Origin of the sequence: Mycobacterium sp. 050134, assembly GCF_036409085.1 — a bacterium.
GTDB lineage: Bacteria > Actinomycetota > Actinomycetes > Mycobacteriales > Mycobacteriaceae > Mycobacterium.
In genome coordinates, this window is record NZ_JAZGLV010000026.1 from 22,585 (window position 1) to 41,752 (window position 19,168).

General features: G+C 68.7%; 15 protein-coding genes. 7 read left to right on the forward strand and 8 right to left on the reverse strand.

Annotated features, from left to right (window positions below):
• Positions 1-310 precede the first annotated feature (310 nt).
• From SKC42_RS23835 to atzF, 4 genes are read left to right on the forward strand one after another with little or no spacing between them, the layout of a single operon-like run.
• Complete coding sequence (locus SKC42_RS23835) at positions 311-1,186, forward strand: urea amidolyase associated protein UAAP1 (protein WP_330966704.1); 876 nt, start codon at positions 311-313, stop codon at positions 1,184-1,186.
• Positions 1,183-1,842 carry an urea amidolyase associated protein UAAP2 gene (locus SKC42_RS23840; RefSeq protein WP_330966705.1) on the forward strand — a complete coding sequence of 220 codons (660 nt, stop codon included), beginning with the start codon at positions 1,183-1,185 and terminating at the stop codon, positions 1,840-1,842. The genes SKC42_RS23835 and SKC42_RS23840 overlap by 4 nt, the downstream gene beginning before the upstream one ends.
• A complete protein-coding gene (gene uca / locus SKC42_RS23845; protein ID WP_330966706.1) occupies positions 1,839-5,513 on the forward strand; it encodes an urea carboxylase in 3,675 nt (1,224 codons plus the stop codon). Before SKC42_RS23840 ends, uca begins: the two co-directional genes overlap by 4 nt.
• Positions 5,510-7,273, forward strand: coding sequence for an allophanate hydrolase (atzF, locus tag SKC42_RS23850; RefSeq protein WP_330966707.1), 1,764 nt, complete (start codon positions 5,510-5,512; stop codon positions 7,271-7,273). The genes uca and atzF overlap by 4 nt, the downstream gene beginning before the upstream one ends.
• A 26-nt stretch (positions 7,274-7,299) precedes the next feature.
• On the opposite strand, the gene SKC42_RS23855 is transcribed toward atzF, so the two are convergent.
• From SKC42_RS23855 to SKC42_RS23870, 4 genes are read right to left on the reverse strand one after another with little or no spacing between them, the layout of a single operon-like run.
• On the reverse strand, positions 7,300-8,007 hold the full coding sequence (locus SKC42_RS23855; protein ID WP_330966708.1) for a TetR/AcrR family transcriptional regulator: 708 nt from the start codon (positions 8,005-8,007) through the stop codon (positions 7,300-7,302).
• A 34-nt stretch (positions 8,008-8,041) separates the two neighbouring features.
• Positions 8,042-8,668, reverse strand: coding sequence for a TetR/AcrR family transcriptional regulator (locus SKC42_RS23860; protein ID WP_330966709.1), 627 nt, complete (start codon positions 8,666-8,668; stop codon positions 8,042-8,044).
• 13 nt (positions 8,669-8,681) lie between these two features.
• Positions 8,682-10,064, reverse strand: coding sequence for a glutamate--ammonia ligase (locus tag SKC42_RS23865; protein WP_330966710.1), 1,383 nt, complete (start codon positions 10,062-10,064; stop codon positions 8,682-8,684).
• The gene (locus tag SKC42_RS23870; protein WP_330966711.1) at positions 10,064-10,846 is read right to left on the reverse strand and encodes a creatininase family protein; all 783 of its coding nucleotides are present in this window, start codon (positions 10,844-10,846) and stop codon (positions 10,064-10,066) included. The genes SKC42_RS23865 and SKC42_RS23870 overlap by 1 nt, the downstream gene beginning before the upstream one ends.
• Before the next feature lie 509 nt (positions 10,847-11,355).
• Here SKC42_RS23870 and SKC42_RS23875 point away from each other — a divergent pair.
• Both SKC42_RS23875 and SKC42_RS23880 read left to right on the forward strand, forming a co-directional pair.
• Positions 11,356-12,519: a M24 family metallopeptidase gene (locus tag SKC42_RS23875; RefSeq protein ID WP_330966712.1), complete on the forward strand. Its 1,164-nt coding sequence runs from the start codon at positions 11,356-11,358 to the stop codon at positions 12,517-12,519.
• A gap of 10 nt (positions 12,520-12,529) precedes the next feature.
• Positions 12,530-13,378 (forward strand): carbon-nitrogen hydrolase family protein, encoded by an 849-nt coding sequence (locus tag SKC42_RS23880; protein ID WP_330966713.1) that lies wholly within the window; start codon positions 12,530-12,532, stop codon positions 13,376-13,378.
• On the opposite strand, the gene SKC42_RS23885 is transcribed toward SKC42_RS23880, so the two are convergent.
• The 4 genes from SKC42_RS23885 to SKC42_RS23900 all read right to left on the reverse strand — a co-directional run bounded on the left by SKC42_RS23885 (position 13,315) and on the right by SKC42_RS23900 (position 17,981).
• Positions 13,315-14,352, reverse strand: a complete 1,038-nt coding sequence (locus SKC42_RS23885) for a LacI family DNA-binding transcriptional regulator (RefSeq protein WP_330966714.1) — start codon at positions 14,350-14,352, stop codon at positions 13,315-13,317. The two genes, SKC42_RS23880 and SKC42_RS23885, sit on opposite strands and share 64 nt — an antisense overlap.
• A gap of 301 nt (positions 14,353-14,653) precedes the next feature.
• Positions 14,654-16,204 (reverse strand): amino acid permease, encoded by a 1,551-nt coding sequence (locus tag SKC42_RS23890; RefSeq protein ID WP_330966715.1) that lies wholly within the window; start codon positions 16,202-16,204, stop codon positions 14,654-14,656.
• Between the two features lie 11 nt (positions 16,205-16,215).
• On the reverse strand, positions 16,216-17,235 hold the full coding sequence (locus SKC42_RS23895; protein ID WP_330966716.1) for an isopenicillin N synthase family dioxygenase: 1,020 nt from the start codon (positions 17,233-17,235) through the stop codon (positions 16,216-16,218).
• A gap of 2 nt (positions 17,236-17,237) precedes the next feature.
• Entirely contained in the window at positions 17,238-17,981 is a 744-nt protein-coding gene (locus SKC42_RS23900; RefSeq protein WP_330966717.1) for a hypothetical protein, read from the reverse strand.
• Positions 17,982-18,301: 320 nt separating this feature from the next.
• Between SKC42_RS23900 and SKC42_RS23905 the strand changes: the two genes are divergently transcribed.
• A complete protein-coding gene (locus SKC42_RS23905) occupies positions 18,302-19,093 on the forward strand; it encodes a helix-turn-helix domain-containing protein (protein ID WP_330966718.1) in 792 nt (263 codons plus the stop codon).
• The last annotated feature ends 75 nt before the right edge of the window (positions 19,094-19,168 follow it).

Here is a 19,168-nt window from a genome sequence, read left to right on the forward strand (position 1 = left end):
TGCTCGACCATCTGGATTCCGGCGGTGGTCGGTACGGGCGGACGCGTTTCCCCGTAGCCGGGGGTACCGCTGTTGCCCGCCTCGGAGCGAAAATGTTCCGGCGAGGCGCGGTTGTTGCTGTGAGGCGGGCACTTCGGGGCCGCCTCCCCACTGTGGGGTGGATGTTACGTTCGCGTAAGCAAATTCGCACGCGGCACTTGTGCGGTTGATTCCGAGGCCACTGGGCGCGCTAAATGGTGAAGACAAAACTGTCAACTGATAGATATTGGCCCCGGGGCGGCGTCGCCCGCGAGAGATCGAGGGATTGACCGTGACCGCTAACACGACCGAGGCCCACGGCGCGTCGCAGACCGCGACGACGGCGGGCGCCCGCGCCCATGCGCGGGCGCAGCACGGGCGGAGGGCGGACTTCATGCGCCACATCCCGGCCGCCGAAAGCCCCATCCGCCCGCTGGACGTACCGGCCGAGCGGTTGGTGTGGTCGGAGACGGTGGCGCCGGGCGGCTACACCACCGCCGTCCTATCGCGGGGCACCCGTGTCCGGCTGGCCGACCCGGACGGCGACGCGTGCGCGCACCTGTTGCTCCACCGGGCCGACGCCCCACACGAGCGGCTCAACATCGCCGATACGGTCAAGGTGCCGTGGCAGGCGTACCTCGGTACGGGCCACCCGCTGCTGAGCGGCTTCGGCCGGGTCCTGGCGACGATCGTCGCCGACACCTCGGGCGCCCACGACGCCCTCACGGGCGCCACGACGCTCGCGGGCAACGAAGAGAAATACGGGTCCGGCGCGCCCGAGTCGGCGTCCCCGGCGGGCCGCCAGCTGTTCCTGCTCGGTGCGCTCAAACACGGCCTGTCCCAACGCGACCTGCCGCCGTCGCTGTCGTTCTTCCAGGGTGTTCGCGTCGGCGCGGACGGCACGTTCGATTGGCGGGGGTCGTCGGGGCCGGGCACCCATGTCGATGTGCTCCTGCATGTCGACGCGATCGTCCTGGTCGCCAACACCGCTCACCCCCTGGACCCGAGGCCCCAATTCACGTGTTCGCCCTTGCGAATTCACGCATGGTCCGCGCCGGGTGACCTCGACGGACTGGTGGCCGGCGACCTCGTCGGCCCGCTGGGCCCCGAGCACCGTCAGGCCGTGGCGAACACCGACGCCGACCTGGCCGCCCGAGGAGTGCTGTGACCACCACCCGCCCGACCGACGCGCTCGTCCATGGAACGGTGCTCCTCGACCAGACCGTCGCCCCGCGCGCGGCGTGGTCGGCGGTGGTCGCCGCCGGCGACGTCCTGACCATCGTCGACCTCGCCGGCAACCAGGCGGTGGACTGCCTGCTCTATTCCGCCGCCGACACGTCGGTCCGCTACTCGGCGCCGCAAACCATTGCGCGCCAGGGGCGCATCACGCTGACCACCGGCTCGGTGCTGCGCGCGGACACCGGTGCCGCACTGATGACCGTGGTCGCCGACGAGGTGGGCGCCCACGATACCCTCGGCGGCGCCTGCTCCAAGGAGTCCAACACCCTGCGCTACGGCCAACACACCCGCGCCCAGCACGGCTGCATGGAGAACTTCCTGATCGAGGGCGCACGCTATGGCCTCGGCGCCCGGGACCTCGCGAGCAACATCAACTGGTTCATGAACGTGCCCGTCGACCCCGACGGTGCGCTCGGCATCGTCGACGGCCTCTCCGCGCCGGGCAAGCGGGTCGCCCTGCGCGCGGACATCGACACGCTGGTCCTGGTGTCGAACTGCCCGCAGATCAACAACCCCTGCAACGCATTCGACCCGACACCGGTCCGCATGATCGTGACGCGGCCGGGTCAGGCGGACGGCGAGTGAGCGCGGCGCGCACGGTCCTGATCGCCAATCGAGGGGAGATCGCCGTCCGGCTGCTGCGCTCGGCGCGGCTGCTGGGCATGCGCACCGTCGCGGTGTTCTCCGACGCCGACCGGGGCGCCCCCCATGTCCGGATGGCCGATGCCGCAGTGCGGCTGGGCCCCGCCGCGCCCAGCGAAAGCTACCTGCGCGTCGACGCGATCCTGGCCGCCGCCGGCGAGGCCGGCGCCGACATGGTCCACCCCGGGTACGGGTTCCTTTCCGAGGATGCCGATTTCGCTGCCGCCGTCGAAGACGCCGGCATGTCCTTCGTCGGCCCGACCCCGCACCAACTGCGGGTGTTCGGCACCAAACACACGGCCCGCGCGGCGGCCGTGGCGGCGGGCGTGCCGGTGTTTCCCGGGTCGGACCTGCTCGACAGCGCGGCCGCGGCCACCCGGGGGGCCGACGACATCGGGTATCCGGTCATCCTGAAGGCCACCGGCGGTGGCGGCGGGATCGGCATGCAGGTGTGCCGCGACCGCAACGAGGTGCGCTCGGCGTTCGACCGCGTGTCCCGGCTCGCGGAGCGCAGCTTCGGATCGGCGGGCGTATTCGTCGAGCGCTTCGTCGACGACGCGCGCCACGTCGAGGTGCAGATCTTCGGCGACGGCTCCGGTCGGGTGCTGTCGCTCGGCGACCGGGACTGTTCGCTGCAGCGCCGCAACCAGAAGGTGATCGAAGAGGCGCCGGCACCCGCCCTGCCCGATGACCTGCGCGAGCTGTTGCATTCCTCGTCGCGCGCGTTGGCCGCGGCGGTGAACTACCGGTCGGCGGGCACCGTCGAATTCGTTTACGACACGCGCCGCGGGCAGGCGTCGTTCCTCGAGGTGAACGCGCGCCTGCAGGTGGAGCACCCCGTCACCGAAGCGGTCACCGGAATCGACCTGCCCGGCTGGATGTTTCGACTGGCCGGCGGCGAACGCGATATGCTGTCCGAACACCTCCGCGACGGCGCCACCAGCGGCGCCGTCGCCACCCGGGGACACGCGGTGGAGGCGAGGGTGTATGCCGAGAATCCGTCCCTCGACTACCGCCCCAGCACCGGAACCCTCACTGCGGTCACCTTTCCCGACCGGCTCGCCGACGGAAGCGAGGTCCGCGTCGACACCTGGGTCGAGGCGGGCACCGACGTCACGGCGTCATACGACCCGCTGCTGGCCAAGGTCATCGTCGCGGCGCCCGACCGCGACACCGCTCTGGATCGGCTCGGTGCCGCCCTGGCCGCCACCGACCTGCGGGGGATCGAGGTGAACATCGGCGCGGCCCGCGCGGCGCTGGATCAGCACGACGTGCGCGCCGCCACGCACAGCACCGCCACCTTCGCCGGGGTCACGGACCCGCATCCCAGCATCACCGTCGAGCGCCCGGGCCTGCTGACCACCGTTCAGGACCTGCCGGGGCGGCTGGGCAGGTGGGACGTCGGGGTGCCGCCGAGCGGGCCGATGGACGACCTGTCGTTCCGCCTCGGCAACCGTGCGCTCGGTAATGCCGACGGGGCGCCGGGACTCGAGTGCACGTCGACGGGCCCGGCGCTGCGCGTGACGCACGCGGCGACGGTGTGTGTCACCGGCGCCGACTGCCCCGTGACGGTAGACGGGGCGCCCGTGCGGATGTGGGAGCCGGTCGAGGTCCCGGCGGGCGCCGTGCTCGACGTCGGGGCCGCCGAAAAAGGCTTGCGCACATACGTCCTCATCGCGGGTGGGTTCGACGTGCCGGCCTATCTGGGCAGCGCGTCCACCTTCACGCTCGGGCGGTTCGGCGGTCACGGCGGACGTCCGCTGGTGGCCGGCGACGTGTTGCGCGTCAATCCCGCAGTGCGCCACGGGCGTGCCGCGGCGGTGCCGCCCGGGCATCGCCCGGCGATGCGGTCCGACTGGGAACTGGCCGTCACGGAGGGTCCGCAAGGCGCACCGGAGTTCTTCACCCGCGCAGACATCGATACCATCGTCGACAGCCGGTACCGCGTGCACTTCAACTCGGCGCGCACCGGGGTGCGCCTCGAAGGGCCCAAGCCGGAGTGGGCGCGGCCCGACGGCGGGGAGGCCGGACTGCACCCGTCGAACATCCACGACAACGCCTATTCCGTCGGCGCGCTGGATTTCACCGGTGACACCCCGATCCTGCTCGGACCCGACGGCCCGAGCCTGGGTGGTTTCGTTTGTCCCGTCACCGTCACCTCGGCCGATCGCTGGAAGCTGGGGCAACTGCGCCCGGGTGACACGGTCCGGTTCGTTCCCGTCCGCGCCGCTGATGTGCCGTCGCGCCGGGATGTCGGGTCCACGCGCGGCGCAGCGACTTTGGTGCCCCGCACCGGGGGAGACGGCGACGACGGGGTGCTGGGCCGCCACGCCGGGGACGGCGGTCCTTCGGTCACCTACCGCCGCAGCGGCGACGACAACGTGCTGGTCGAGTACGGCGACATGGTCCTCGACCTCGCGCTGCGCGTCCGCGTTCACGCCCTGCACCGCCGACTGGACGAGCTGCGCCGAGACGGCGACGTGTCCGGAATCGTCGACCTGACGCCGGGAATCCGTTCGCTGCAGGTGCACGTGGATCCCGACGCGCTATCGGTCAACCGGTTGCTCGGGTTGCTGTCGGACATCGAAGAAGCGCTACCGGCGACCTCGGACGTCGTCGTCCCGAGCAGGTCGGTCCGGCTGCCGTTGAGCTGGGACGACCCGGCGACCCGCGAGGCGATCGCGCGGTACATGTCGGGGGTGCGTGACGACGCGCCGTGGTGCCCGTCGAACATCGAATTCATCAGGCGTGTCAACGGTTTGGCGTCGCAGGACGACGTCATGGGCATCGTGTACTCGGCGGAGTACCTGACACTGGGCCTCGGCGACGTGTACCTCGGCGCGCCCGTGGCGACGCCGCTGGACCCCCGGCACCGGTTGGTCACCACGAAATACAACCCCGCACGCACCTGGACTGCCGAGAATTCGGTCGGTATCGGCGGGGCGTACCTGTGCATCTACGGGATGGAGGGGCCGGGCGGCTATCAATTCGTGGGGCGCACCACTCAGGTGTGGAGCAGTTACCGGCACACCGCGCCGTTCGAGCCCGAAAACCCCTGCCTCCTGCGGTTCTTCGACCGCATCAGCTGGTATCCGGTTTCCGCCGAAGAGTTGCTGGATCTGCGCGCCGACCTTGCCGCGGGGCGGGGCGCGGTCGATATCGCCCCGGGAACCTTCTCACTGGCCGACCATGAGCGGTTCCTGGCCGAGCATGCCGACTCGATCGCGGAGTTCCGCGCGCGCCAGAGCGTGGCGTTCGCGGCCGAACGCGACGCGTGGGCCGCGGCGGGGGAGTTCGACCGCGCCGAACGGGCCGAAACCCGTTCTGCGGCGGCCAACATGGACCTGGTGCTGGACCGCGACGAGCAGCGGGTGGACGCGCCGTTCTCGTCAAACGTGTGGCGGGTCGACGTCGCGGTCGGCGACGATGTGGTCGCCGGTCAGGCGCTGCTCGCGCTCGAGGCGATGAAGATGGAGACGGTGTTGACCGCCCCCGTCGACGGTGTCGTCACCCGGGTGTTGGTGGAGGCGGGTAACCAGGTCGACCCGGGCACCCCGTTGGTGGTCGTGGCCCCGCCCGTATCGGAGAGGGACGTCATGGAGGTGTCGGCGTGAGCGCTGTCGAGCGGGTGCGCGCGGCGTACGCGGCCATCGAGGCCGTCGACCGCCCGGAGATCTGGATCTTCCTGCGGCCCATGGCCGATGCGCTGGCCGAGGCGGCCGCCGTCGACGACTCCGTCGCGAACGGTGCGGACCGGCCGCTCGCCGGGCTCGTCGCCGCCGTCAAGAACAACGTCGACGTCGCCGGGCTGGCGACCACCGCCGGATGTCCCGCCTACGCGTCCGCACCGGCGGCCGCGGACGCCCCCGTGGTGGCGCGATTGCGCGACGCCGGTGCCGTCATCCTGGGCGCCACCAACCTCGACCAGTTCGCGACCGGTCTGGTCGGCACCCGCAGCCCACACGGCGCGGTGCGGGATGCCCGTCGGCCCGAGTACATCTCGGGCGGCTCGAGCTCCGGTTCGGCGGTCGCTGTCGCCCTCGGGCTCGCCGATGTCGCCGTCGGCACCGACACCGCGGGATCCGGGCGGGTGCCCGCGGCGCTGCAGGGCGTCGTGGGCATCAAACCCACGCCCGGCGTGGTGCCGACCGACGGTGTGGTTCCCGCGTGCCGCTCCTACGACTGTGTGACTGTGCTGGCGCGCGACATCGACACGGCCGACGCCACGATGGGGGTGATGGCCGGTGGCGCCCGGCCGTTTCCGCCCGGTGCGCCGCTGGCCGCGCCTCCGAAGGCCACCGTAGCGGTCCCGCGGGAGCTGCCGGGACTGTCCGGGCCATGGCGCACGGCGTTCCACGATGCCCGCGACCGCCTCGCGAAACGCGGTGTGGAGCTGAAGGAAATCGATCTCACGCCCTTCCTCGACGCGGCGCGGCTGCTTTACGACGGCGGGCTGGTGGCCGAAAGGCACGAAGCCGTCGGGGCATTCGTCGACGCCCACCGAGCCGAGGTGGACCCGACGGTCGGGGCGATCGTGTCGGCCGCGGGGGCGGTGCGCGCGACCGACCTGCTCGCGGACCGCGTCCGGCTGGCCGAGCTCACCGCGGCGGCGCTCGTCGAATTGGGCGGCTGCGACGCGTTGCTGGTGCCCACCACGACACATCACCCGACGATCGCGCAGGTCGCCGCCGACCCCGTGGCGGTCAACTCCGCGCTCGGTGTCTACACCAACTTCTGCAACCTCATGGACTTGTGCGCCGTCGCGGTTCCGGCGGGAACGGCCGACGGATCCCAATTCGGGGTCACCGTGGTGGCCAGGTCGGGGGCCGACGCCGTCGCACTGGACCTGGCGCGGCTGGCCATCGCCCCGACGCCGCCGGTGGCCCGGTCGGGCGCGGTCGCACTGCCCCAGAGGGAACCCGAGGATGCCCCCGCCCCGTGGCCGGTACGGGCCGGCGTGGCCGCGACCCGACTTTTCGTCGTCGGTGCGCATCTGCGTGACCAGCCCCTGGCGCATCAACTCACCGGTCGCGGGGCCCGCTGGATGGGCCCCGCCGTCACCGCGCCGCTCTACCGGCTCGCCCGCCTCGACACCACGCCGGCCAAGCCGGGCCTGGTCCGGGTCGGCGTCCGCGCCGGCGTGCCCATCCGCGGCGAACTATGGCTCGTCGGCACGGCCATGTTGGGCGAATTCCTCGCGGCCCTACCCGCGCCGATGGCGCTGGGACCGGTCACGCTGGCCGACGGGGTCGAGGCGGTCGGCTTCGGCTGCGCCCTCGACGCCTGGCGGGACGGCGAGGATATCTCCCAATACGGGGACTGGCCGACCTACCTGCGGGCGCTGGAGTCCGCCGCGGAGGCGACATCGGCCTGACCGCATCGCCATTCGCGCGCTGGCCGTCACTCCTGTTGCGGCGCCGCCAACTCGTCGAGTATGCGATGGGCTTGCGCCTTCAATCGCGTCCCGCTGGTGGCGGTCAGCGCACGCAGGCACGAGTCGGCGATGCCCGTCGCGATGCACTCGGCCCCCACCTTGTCCAACCACCCCGGAGTATCGAGCCTGATCTGGATCGCTGTCTCGACGAAGTGAAACGGCAACTCGGTCGCGACGGTCGTCTCGATCTTCGGGCGCCGCTGCCAGGCGCTCGACTCGGCGCAGGTCTGACGTGCGAGTTGACGATAGCCCTTTCGCAAGTACTCCCGGCGGGACTCGAAGTGGGGGAACTTGGTACCCCGGCTCTCCGGAAGTTGATACAGGGCACCCAGATTCCAGCGGCTGGCCAGCAACTGGTGCGAGTCGTACCAGACCATCACGTAGAGGCGGCTTGCCGCGGAACCCGGGTGGTCGAGGAGCTGGCGCGCCAGCGTCGCCGAGGCGTCGACCGTGCGCACCAGTAGGTTGTCGAGGATGTCGTCCTTGGTCTCGAAGTGGTGGTAGATGCTGCTCTGCCTGATGCCGACGGCGTCGGCAATGGCCCGCGTGGATGTTGCGGTGTACCCACATTCGGTGAACAGCTCGGCGGCGGCGTCGAGGATCTCCTCCCGGGGCGTGTCGCCAGGCCTGCGCTGATCGTTGATCCTGGGGCGTCCGCGGCGGGGTGAGGTCATTCCACAGAGGATGCCATCCTCCGCCGCGGGGTTCTCATCGGGTTTGGCGATCGCCCGGGGGCGCGCAGAGTTGCGGGATCGCGAACTCGAGCATTTGAATCGCCCGGCGGACGGGATTTTCCCCGGCCGCGAGTTCATAGATGACCGTTCCGTCCGCGACCGCCAGGACGGCACGACACACCTGGGGGCCGGCCTGCCGGCCGTTGCGTGCCAGCACGTGGCCGACCAGATCGGCCAGGACGTCGTTGTACTCGCTGATCAACGAGGTCAGGTCGGCGTGCTTGCCGGCCTGCAGGTACCGCTCGTAGACACTGGAGATGGTTGCGCGGGTGAAGGACTCGTCCTCGGCGGCATGCACCGTGGCGACCTCGATGATGAGGCGAGCCGTCTCCTCGAGATCGAGACTCGTGGGCAGGCGCTTGATGAAGTCGTTGGCCCGCTCGATCCAGCCGTTGAGCATGAACTCGAGCCCGGCGGCGCGCAGGTCGTCGCGAGAGGGGTAGTAGGCCCGCACGGTCTGTTCCGGCAGGCCCCCCTCCGCGGCGACCGACCGGCTCGTGACCGCGTCGAATCCCCGCCGGCGCAGCACGGCGGCCGTCGAACGCAGCACCGCGCGCCTGCGGTGGTTCGATCGCGTCGACGGGCTTCGAGACTGCGTCAAAACCGTCCCCTCCTCACAGCGCGAACAGGTAGCGATCACGCTCCCAATCGCTCACCGTGCTGTGGTACGAATGCCATTCCGAGTATTTCATGTCGACGTATTCGGCGACGAAACGCTTGGGGAAGACACGGCCGGCCAGCTCGCTGCGGGCGAAGGCATCGGTCGCCTCGAGCAAATTTCGCGGCAGCCGAACGGCGTTGAGCGTCGGGTCCGCCCGCGTGTCGACGAGCGCGACGTCCACCGGGTCCCCGGGATCCAAGCCGCGTTCGATTCCGTCGAGCCCGGCGGCCAGCGAAAACGCCGCCGCCAGGTAGGTGTTCGCCGCCGAATCGACGACGCGGTTCTCCACTGCCGGGCGGTTTCTGGGCAGCCGCAGCATGCACGATCGGTTTTGTTCGCCGTAGGCCGACCATACCGGTGCCCACGAGGGCGTGCCATCGGCCAGTTTGGGGTTGAGCCGCTTATACGAATTGACCGTCGGCGTCACAATCGCGGCAAGGGCGTCGGCGTGTCGCATGAGTCCCGCGACGAACGCGTATGCCGTTGCGCTCCAGCCCATCCCTCGCGGGTCGGCGGGGTCGCGCATGAGGTTCGCGCCGGTGTCGGACGATACCAGGCTCATGTTGTAGTGGTGCCCGGAGCCCCACGCTTCGGTGTACGGCTTGGGCATGAAGGTGACCGCCAGGCCGTGCCGCTTGGCGATCTGGCGGATCATCAGGCGGAAGAACGTGATCCGGTCGGCCATCTCGAGCGCACCGTCGTATTCGAAGTCGAACTCGTACTGCCCGTCACCACCCTCGTGATCGAAGCTGAAGACGCCGAAGTCGTTGTCACGCAGGGCGGTCACGAAATCGTCGAGGAACTCCGACGCGTCGAGCGTGGCCTCGGCATCGTAGGCGGGGCACGGTTTGAGTCCGCCGCTGGCGGCGAGCGGTGTCAGGTAGCCGGTCGCGTCATAGGATTGGTCGGGATTGAACACGAAAACCTCGGTCTCGACGCCGAGTTTGAACTCGAATCCCAGTTCGCGTGCCCTGTTCAGCTGGGCCTTGAGGATGCTGCGCGGGCACTGATCGAGCGGCTCGGTCCCGCCGAACATGATGTCGGCGGCCATCCAGACGAACCGTTTGTCCCACGACAGCTGCCGGAGCGTGCTGAGGTCCGGTATCGCGACGGACTCCTCCTCCTGCGGGTCCATCGCGCCGAAACCGGTGATGCCCCGGGGGGTGAAGCGCTCCGAGCCGGCCAGCATGTTGGGCAGGTGATCGATCGGCACCGCCTTCGTTTTGGGCCGGCCGTGCACATCGATCCACGAGCCGAGCGCATACTTCACGCCGCGGCGCGCGAGCGATTCCGCGAGTTCCCGGTGGGTGGGCTCGACGACGTTGACCGTATCCATCAACTGCCTCCTGATTCGATGAGTGCGGGGTTTCGGCCGTGCGGCCGCGGTCGCGGCGGCCCTTCGCCGATCCCGGCAAGGGCCTTGGCGGCAACAACATCCACGATCGCCTCGAACAGCGTTTCGCCCAAGGCCGCGGTGGCCCGCGAGGGACAACCGGTGACGCCGTTGCCCGACAACACCTCTGCCGTGTAGCGGAAGGTCAGGCCGCCGGTGCGGTCCGGGTCGTCGGCGCCGGCCATCGCCTCGCGGTCGACCAGTTCGGGGAAGACATGCAGGGCGAGGGAGGTTTCCGCCCGGTTGGCGTGGATGTCCTCGCCGTCGACCAGCACCTCGGCGGTGATCTCGCGGCTGGCGTTCCACCAGTCGATCCAGTTGGATTTCAGGTCGGGGCGGGAGAACCGCAACCTATCGGTCGCCGCTCCCAGGGCGGCGACGTTGCCCATGTGCCCGTTGACGAAGATCAGGCGACTGAGGCCGCTCAGGGCAGCCCACTCGGCGACGCGAATCAGAAGCCGCGTCAGCTCTTCGGGGAACAACGACAGCGTTCCCGGGAAAGCCGTCCCGTGGCCTAGGCTGCACCCTATCGACACGGCGGGCAGCACGATCGCGGCCTCACACTGCGCGGCGGCCGCGTCGCAGATCGCCTGCGCGACTCGGGTGTCGGTGTCGGTCGGTAGGTGCGGCCCGTGTTGCTCGATGGCGCCCACCGGGACCAGCCCGACCCGATCCGCCAAGTTGAGCCGGCCGAGCTGCACCGAGGTGCACTCACCCCATCTCACGATGGAGGCATTCTCGGGATGTGCGAAAGGTGCGCCGGGCGCCCACCGCTGACCAGAGGCATTGCTGCCCTCCGAAATTTCGGAGCGAAGGCTCCGCAATCCTTCCGGGCTTTTGTCCCCTGGTGTGCCCGCGGGTGGTGCGGGTGCGGCCCCTCGGTCCAGGCCTCGTGCGAGCGGAACCCTAGGCGCAGATTCCCCTCGGGAACCTGGCAGGAACGTTAAGCGGCGGACGTGTCGCCACCATTTCTGTCATATTTCGCCGATGTAACCGACGCATTGGGCTGTTCCCCAACAGTTTTCGCGTCACCACGGTCCGTGCTGGTGGACATGAAGGAACGTTTCTGCAATCATTGCGTCCATCCCGCCCGTGTCCAGTCGGGATGGCGCTTCGTCGGTGAAGAAACGTTCCTGCACGAGCCCGATCGTTCCCGCCGCGGCGCCTGGAGACGTCCGTCCACGCGGAATCGCGCCCGGCGATCTGCGGTCAGAATCACGAGGAGTCCGCCATCATGTACGACTGGTCCGCCGTCGACGTCGATCGGCTGCGCAACGATCGTCGCGAGGGAATCGCCGATCTGATGAGGCGGCAGGGCCTGTCGCACCTGCTGCTGACCGGCTTCGACCACATCCGGTACGCAACGGATTACCGCACCCAGATCATCTCGGAAGCATTCGACTGGTTCGCCGCCGTGGTCGACCAGGACGGCCGGGCCGAGATCTTCGCGCCGTGGGTCGACCAGACCCAAGCCGATCCGTTCGACGAGCTGCCCTGGATCAGCACGATCCATCCTATGCCGTCCTGGGCGCCGATGGTCGGGCATCCCGAGACGTGGACGGCGGGATTGGCCCGCGCACTGACGGGCGCCAAGAAGGTCGGGTTCGAACTGATCGATCCCGCCGTTCTCCGGCGGCTCGAAACCGCGCTCCCCGGGGCGGAATTCGTCCCGGTCGGCTGCGAGCTCTATGACCTGCGCATCCGCAAGACACCCGACGAGATCAAGCTGCTCGAAGACGCCAGCATCGTCAATTCGCGGGGCGCCGAGGCGGGCTTCAAGGCCGCCGAGGCGGGAATGACCGATCACGACGTGCTGGCCGCGATCATGGCGAGCCTGCAGGAAAGCGGCCCGGAGTTCTTGAGCCACTCGCTGTGCAACCACGGCCGCGGAGACGGCGGTTGGTTCGCCGAGGGAACGGTGCTCGCCGAGGGCGACCCGTATTTCTTCGACGTCGGACTCTATGGTCGCCACGGTTACGCCTCCGACATCGCGCGGACCGGGTTCGTGGGCGGTGACACCCGCGCCGAGATCAAGGCGGTGTACGCGAAGCTGCTGAAAGCGCACGAGGTTGCCGCCGATGCCGCCAAACCGGGTGTCCGGGTGTCGCAGATCGACGACGCCGTGAACGACTACCTGCGGTCGGAGGGGTTGCCCACCACCCCTTACGCGATCGGGCATGGGGTGGGCTTGCGCGCCTGCGAATTGCCCACGATCTACCGCGGATCCATGGTTGACCGCGACCAGGTGTTGGTGGAGAACAGCGTCATCGCCCTGGAGCCGGAGACCGGGCTCGACGTCGACGGACGCTTCCTGTTGCTCAAGCTCGAAGACAACTACGTCGTCGAACGCGATGGCGTCCGCAGGCTTTCGCCAGCGGGCTACGGCCTGGACGGCTGACGACCGACCGATGACCGGCGGCCGACCGGACCGGCTGCTCGCCCTGCTGGTGCAGGAGAGCCCGGCCTCGCGCGATATCGACGCAAACGTCGAGCGAGTCCGGGTCCTCCTCGCCGAGCGGCCCGCCGTCGACGTCGCCGTCTTCCCGGAGCTGTTCCTGACGGGTTATCAGTTGCACCGTCTCGGGGGGCTGGCCATGGGGCTCGACGCGGCCCCGATCTCGGCGATCCGCCGCGTCTGCGCGGAGTTCCGGACCGCTTTCGCCGGCGGCTATCTCGAGCGCGGCGACGACGGGGCCGTGTACAACTCGATGCTCATCGTCGACTCCGCCGGCTCGGTCGCCGGAAACTACCGCAAGACACACCTGTTCGGGACCGAAGCCGCGGCCTTCGGCGCGGGTGAGCGCCTGGCCTGCGTCGACGTTGGCGCGGCGCGCATCGGCCCGATGATCTGCTTCGACCTGGAGATCGCCGAAGTGGCGCGCACCCTTGCCTTTCAGGGGCCGGACGTCTTCTTCGCCATTGCGGCCAACATGGCGCCCTACCACGCCGATCACCTGGTCGCCGCGCGCGCGCGGGCGCTGGACAACCGCACCCCACTGGTCTATGTGAACCGCGTGGGCTCGGAGTCCGGATTCGAATTTGTCGGCGGCTCACGGGTGGTGGACGCGAGCGGGCGGATCGTCGAAGATCTGGGCGGCGGGCGCCGCGTCTCCGTCGTTGAGGTGCCGCTGCGGGCCGATCCGCCCGCCGATGTCGACTATCTGAGGTACCTGCGGCCGGAGCTATACCGCGATCATGACGCGCCGCGCCGGCGATCGGTGCTCGCCCGGGGCCGAAGGCGGCCGGGCACAACCTGATTGGGTACGTCGCGGCCGCCGGTGATGCGTGCTATCAGCGAATCGACCGCCACGGCTCCGATCTGCTGTGGCATCAGGTCGATCGCGGTGATCGGCACCTTGGAGTGCTCGATCGTCGCGCTGTCTCCGAGCGCGGCGACCAAGACGTCGTCGGGGACCGACAACCCGAGTTCCTCGACGGCGGCCGTGACGCCCAGCGCGAGTCGGTCGAGAGTGGCCAGCACGGCGTCCGAGCGCGTGCGGCGCGACAGCAACCGTCTCGCGGCGGCCCGCCCGGACTCTTCGGTGATTCCGTCGTCAACGTAGGCGATGCGCGCGGCGCAGCGATGGGCCTCGCACCATCGGGTGTACTGCTCGACCGTGTCACGGACGTACGAGGTCGCCGGGTCGCCCGCCAGCAGTGCGGGTCTGCGCGCGCCGGCCGCCCGAAAGTGGTCCAGGATCGCCGGGACGAGGGTCGGGTAGTCGTTGTCCACCCACGGGTGCCCGGCCGGTGTCCGGCCCACGGTCACCACCGGGCTGCCGTCGCGCGCGGCCTGCGCTAGCAAGCCGTCGTGGCCTGCGGTGGGATCGACGACGATCGCGCCGTCGTATGAGAGGTTGGGTGGCGCCGAGGCCGGCGACAGCGCCAACGCGAACCCGCGCTCCGCCGATCGGATGGCCGCCGCGGTCATCAGGTTGGCGAAAAAGTCGATGTTCCAGAGCGAGGAGGCCTCGGTTCCCGACGCGCCCACCGACATCAGCAGGAGGCCGGTGCGGGCGCCCACCAGGCTGCGCGCCGCCGCGCTCGGCCGGTAGCCGAGGTCGTCGGCGATGCCGCGCACCCGCAGGCGCGTGTCGGCCGTCAGCCGGCCGTTGCCCGAGAGGGCATCCGACACCGTCGTCACCGAGACACCGGCGACGCGCGCGATGTCCTTGATGGTGACCCGGCCCTGACTCGCCACCCGGACAGCGTTGACCTCGGGGCGTTTCACCGGGGCCTCCACAGCGAGTGCAGGAACGTTTCAGCGACTCAGGCTACACGAATCCTGTCGGACCGCACGCCGATCGGCGTGCCCGTCTTTGCGCGCGTCTGCCCGCGCTTTTTGATGCCCGGGGGCGCCACTTCCTCGCGCGAGCAGACGCAAAAGCTCACGCCGTGCGGCGTGTCGGCAGGCTTTTGCGTCTGCTCGCGAGAGCTTGCGCGAGCTCAACTGGCCGCCGCCCACGCACGTGCTCTCCAGGCCGAACGTGCTTCTGCAGGTTGTTGTCCGGTGGCGATGCGCGCGCCGCGTCTCAGTCGACGGACGGCGCCAGCGTCCACTGCCGGATTCTCAAGGGGTTTGGCGTCCCGTGGACGGCGGCGTAGATCACCGCGCCCACGACAACCGTTCCGGCCGTGAACATCAGCGGAAAATACTGGAGATACCAGTGACCGCCCGCAGGGTCGTAGATCGACTGGCGGGGCCAGATCAGGTTGACGAACATCGCGGCGCCATAGGCGACCGCCGCCGCGTTGAGCCACACGCCGGCGCGTCCCATGGTGAAGGCGCGGCGACCGTCGTCGTCGACGGCGTCGGCGTTGAACACCCGTTGGCCGCGTAGGCGCTTCACCAGCATCGCGCCGGTGACCATCAGGTAAGCGAGATAAATGATGATGATGCAGGTCGACTCCATCGCGACGAAGGCAGCCTGGGGTCCGAGGTTCAGCATCAGGACGGCGGTGGCGCTGACTCCGATCGTGATGGCGGCGGCCGCCGGAGTGCCGGTGCGTTGCGGAACATGGGAAAGCACACCGTGGAACAGCGTGCGCCCGTCGCGGGCCATGGAGAACAGCATGCGCGACCCCGCGGTCTGTATCGCCAGCGTCGCGACGCAGATCGCGATAGCGACCATGGTCAGCAAGATCTTCCCCGTGGTCCCCGACAGCACGGTCGCGACCACGTAGGCAGGCCCCTCGTCGGCGAGCTTGCCGTCGGTGAGGCTGGGGGCGGCGAGGACCATCGCGACGATGATCCCGAATCCGAGCAGCCCCGCCGCGGACAGCGCGCGCAGGGTGGTGCGGGGCGCGATCCGGCGCGCGTTGCGGGTTTCCTCAGACATCTCACTGGCGCTGTCGAATCCGACGAGGACGTAGGCGGCGGTGAAGGAAGCGCACAGCAGGGCGCCGAAGTAGCCCGCGTGGCTGACGGTGCCGGTGGTGACCAGGACACCGCCCGACCGTCCGCCGTGTGCGATGAGCAGGACGATGATGGCGGTGGCACCGCTGATCTCCGACACCACACCGATGTTGTTGATCAGGGCCATCAACCTGATGCCGATGATGTTGATGACGGTGGTCAGCGTCATCAGGATGCACGCCAACAGAATTGCGTTGTGCACACCTGACGTGGAGGTGGGGGAGGGGTCTCCGCCGATCAGCTGGAAGCCACTCCAGATCTGAGGCAGCACCACTTGCAGGGCGATGGCCGCGCTGGTCATGACCACGATCTGGCCGACGATCATGATCCAACCCGCGAACCAGCCGAAGGTCGGATTGGCCAGGCGGCTGGACCACTGGTAGATGGCACCCGAAAGCGGATAGCGCGCGGCGAGTTCGGCGAAGCACAGCGCGACGAGGAGTTGGCCACCGAGGACCACCGGCCACGTCCACACGAAAGCCGGTCCACCGAAGGAAAAGCCGAGGCCGGCCAGCTGGAAGACGGCGGTCAACACCGAGATGAAGGAGAAGCCCGCCGCGAAGGAGGCGAACCGGCCCATCTTGCGGTGCAGCTGTTGTTTGTAGCCGAATGTGGCGAGGTCACGGCCTTCGTCGACGGTGGGTGGTTCGATCACATCGGTTGTCATGGGGCGTCCCTTCAGGGTGTGGTTTCGGAATGGCCAAACGACGACAACGCCAGCGACCCTGCCGGCAGGGAAAGCTCGCCGGCGTCGATGCGGGCGCGCAGATAGACGAAACTCTGTGCCGTCTGCGCGAAGAGGTGGTCACCCGCGCGGAGCCCTTCGCGGCAGGGTTGACCGGGTGACCGCAGCTTCGGCAACGGCTCGACGACGGTGTCGTAGTCGACGCTGAAAAACAGTGGGTAGGAGTACCGTTCGGCGACCACCTTGCGCACGCGGTGGGTGGTCGCGACGAACAGCCCGTTGGTCCAGAGCTCCAGCATGTCGCCGATATTGACCACGAAGCAGCCGGGGCGGGGCGGCACGTCGATCCACTGACCGGCACCGTTGAGTACCTCGAGGCCGGACTGTGTGGCCTTCAACAGAGTAATGCACTCGTAGTCGGTATGCGCGCCGATTCCGGGGCGGTCGACGGCGCTCTCGTCCACCGGATAGTGGATGAGCCGCAACTGACTTGGCGGATCCGTCAGCACCCGATCGAAGAAGTCCTCCGGCTCGGCGAGATACCGGGCGAATCCGCGCATGATCGCCCGCCCGGCCTCGAACACCGCCTCGTAATACTCGCTGACGGCGTCGGAAAAGCCCGGTAGCGTCGGCCACTGGTTCGGGCCGCTGAGCGCGGTGGCGCCGGCGCGATCGGGGCGGTGCCGTGCGCAGTCGTAGGCCTCCTTCTTGTCGGCCGTTCCACCCGCGAACACCTCTCCGCCTTCCGGCACGTATCCGCGGTGATTCGTCGAGTTCCCGATGTGGACCGCCATTTTCGCGTCCATCGGCAGGTCGAAGAACGCCTGTGACGCCTCGTGCATGCGGTCGAAGACCGCATCCGGCACGCCGCCTCCGCTGACGTACATGAAGCCGACGTGGCGCGCGGCCTCGCCCAGCTCTCGCGTGACGGCGGCTCTCACCGCCGGATCTTGGGAGGACAGGCCCGAGATGTCGATCTCGGGCACCGTATCGAAAGACGTTGGATTGGGCATGATCACTCCTGGTGTGTCTGAAGCAGGGCCGGGTCGCCGGTGAGGCCGCTGATCCGCCAGGTGCCGGCGAGCAGGCAGCGGGGACCGACGGGGGCGGCAACGATGGCCCGCGCTCGTTGGTCGTCGATCTGGACCGAGATGGGAATGCCTTCGGTTGCGCTTCGGGTGGAAAACCGGATTCGCCAGTGGCCTTCGCTGATTGCGCCGATCGAGATCTCGCAGTCCGGTCCGCCGCCCGTCGCCCGGGTGTCGGTGCCCGGAGGACGCCCTACCGCGAACCCGAAGAAGCAGGCCGAGCGCAGCAGGAGCACCTCGCGGCCGGCGTCATCCTGGAGCAACGCGGTGGCCGAGTCGCCGGGATCGTGCCGCTCCGTGCGGACCCACACCTCCCGGTAGGGCTGCAGGACACCCTCCTCGATGAGAGTGTCGCCGTCCCAACTCAGTCGCCCGACGTCCGGCGGGCTCTGGGGTGACCAGTCGACCATGCGCTCCCAGGTGAATTCGGCTGACGCCCGACAGGTCTGCACCAGCCGCCCGGCGAACGCCTCCAACTCGGGCATGGTCGTGCCATCCGGGACGTCCGCCCGCGCCACGACCGCGGGCTGGCGCAGGTCGACGAACCATGGCCAACCCTGCAACCACGTGACGCGGGTGGTGGTGTCCGAGCGGCCGTCAGCCCACTCCAACGAACGTCGCGCCCAGACTCCGCAGAGGTCTTCCACCGTTGGTGCCCTGCTGCCGCTCAACTTCACCGCCTTGTTTCTATCGCTTGATCGAAAAGTAGCGAGAGTTTGGATCGCCGTGATGATCGTGGTGTTTCGAACACGTTTCGGCGTTGGCGCATACTCCGTACATCAATCATGCTGGGCCGCAGCGCCGTACGAGTTGCTGCGTGGCCGCGGGCGTCACGCGCCGGCAGCGGTGTTTCTATCGGTAAGCCCAGTCGCAAGGTTGCTGTGCGAACCGCCCGTGGGGTTCGCCGCCCGGGCAGGACACCACCGGCTGCGCGAAGTTAGGCTGGTGTGCGCCCCGTATTTTTCAACATTCCTTCGAAGAGCAGCGTCATATGTCCGTCGAAAGACCCCGGTACGTCGGAGAGGTTGCCAAGCTGATCGGCACGTCACCGAGCCGCATCCGCATGTGGGAAAGGGACGGTTTGCTCAACCCGCGGCGGACGCCGTCGGGCCACCGGTTGTATTCGGCGGCCGAAGTCGACCGATTGCGGGAACTCAAGCGCCTGGTTGACCAGGAAGGGTGGTCGGCCACCGCGATAAAGGCTAATCTCAACGCCCATTTCCCGGATAAGGTCTCGCCGGCAAACGCAATCGGCCAACGTATCCGCGAATTGCGTGGCGAAGCAGGGTGGTCGTTGCGGGATCTGGCAAATAGATCAGGTTTGGCGGTGTCGACGATCAACAGCTTGGAGCGTGGGCAATCGATGCCTTCGGTGGGAACGCTGCACAAGCTCGCCCGCGCATTCGGGATGACGTTGGCAAGCATGCTGGAGGCCGATGAACCCAGCGCGTCGCTCGTGGTGCGCAAGGGCGAGCGGGTGCTGCTGCCGATGCGTACGCCGGGTCTTGCCTGGGAGAAGCTGTATAGCGGCGACTCGGTGCTCGAGTCGCTGATGGTGACGGTCCAACCCGGAGCCGGCACCGAAGGAACTCTGCAACACGACGGCGAAGAGTTCCTTTATGTCATCAAAGGCTCGATCGAGTTGATTCTCGACGGAAATCAGGTGTACGACCTGCACGCTGGAGACGCGATGACATTCGACAGCATGCGCGAGCACTCTTATAGCAATCGTGGTTCAAAGGTGGCCCAGATCGTGTGGGTCAACACACCGCCAACGATCTGAAATGGCGCCAACGGCAGTTTCGCCGCTGGGCACTCGCCAAACTAAATATGAACGACGTTGTATCGGTTGTTTACG

Excerpts from the sequence above, each read along its gene's own strand:
- SKC42_RS23880 (WP_330966713.1), top strand. The coding sequence starts at position 12,530 with ATGACCGGCGGCCGACCGGACCGGCTGCTCGCCCTGCTGGTGCAGGAG.
- SKC42_RS23890 (WP_330966715.1), bottom strand. The coding sequence starts at position 16,204 with ATGACAACCGATGTGATCGAACCACCCACCGTCGACGAAGGCCGTGAC.
- SKC42_RS23905 (WP_330966718.1), top strand. The coding sequence starts at position 18,302 with ATGTCCGTCGAAAGACCCCGGTACGTCGGAGAGGTTGCCAAGCTGATC.
- SKC42_RS23875 (WP_330966712.1), top strand. The coding sequence starts at position 11,356 with ATGTACGACTGGTCCGCCGTCGACGTCGATCGGCTGCGCAACGATCGT.
- SKC42_RS23865 (WP_330966710.1), bottom strand. The coding sequence starts at position 10,064 with ATGGATACGGTCAACGTCGTCGAGCCCACCCACCGGGAACTCGCGGAA.
- SKC42_RS23855 (WP_330966708.1), bottom strand. The coding sequence starts at position 8,007 with ATGACCTCACCCCGCCGCGGACGCCCCAGGATCAACGATCAGCGCAGG.
- SKC42_RS23895 (WP_330966716.1), bottom strand. The coding sequence starts at position 17,235 with ATGCCCAATCCAACGTCTTTCGATACGGTGCCCGAGATCGACATCTCG.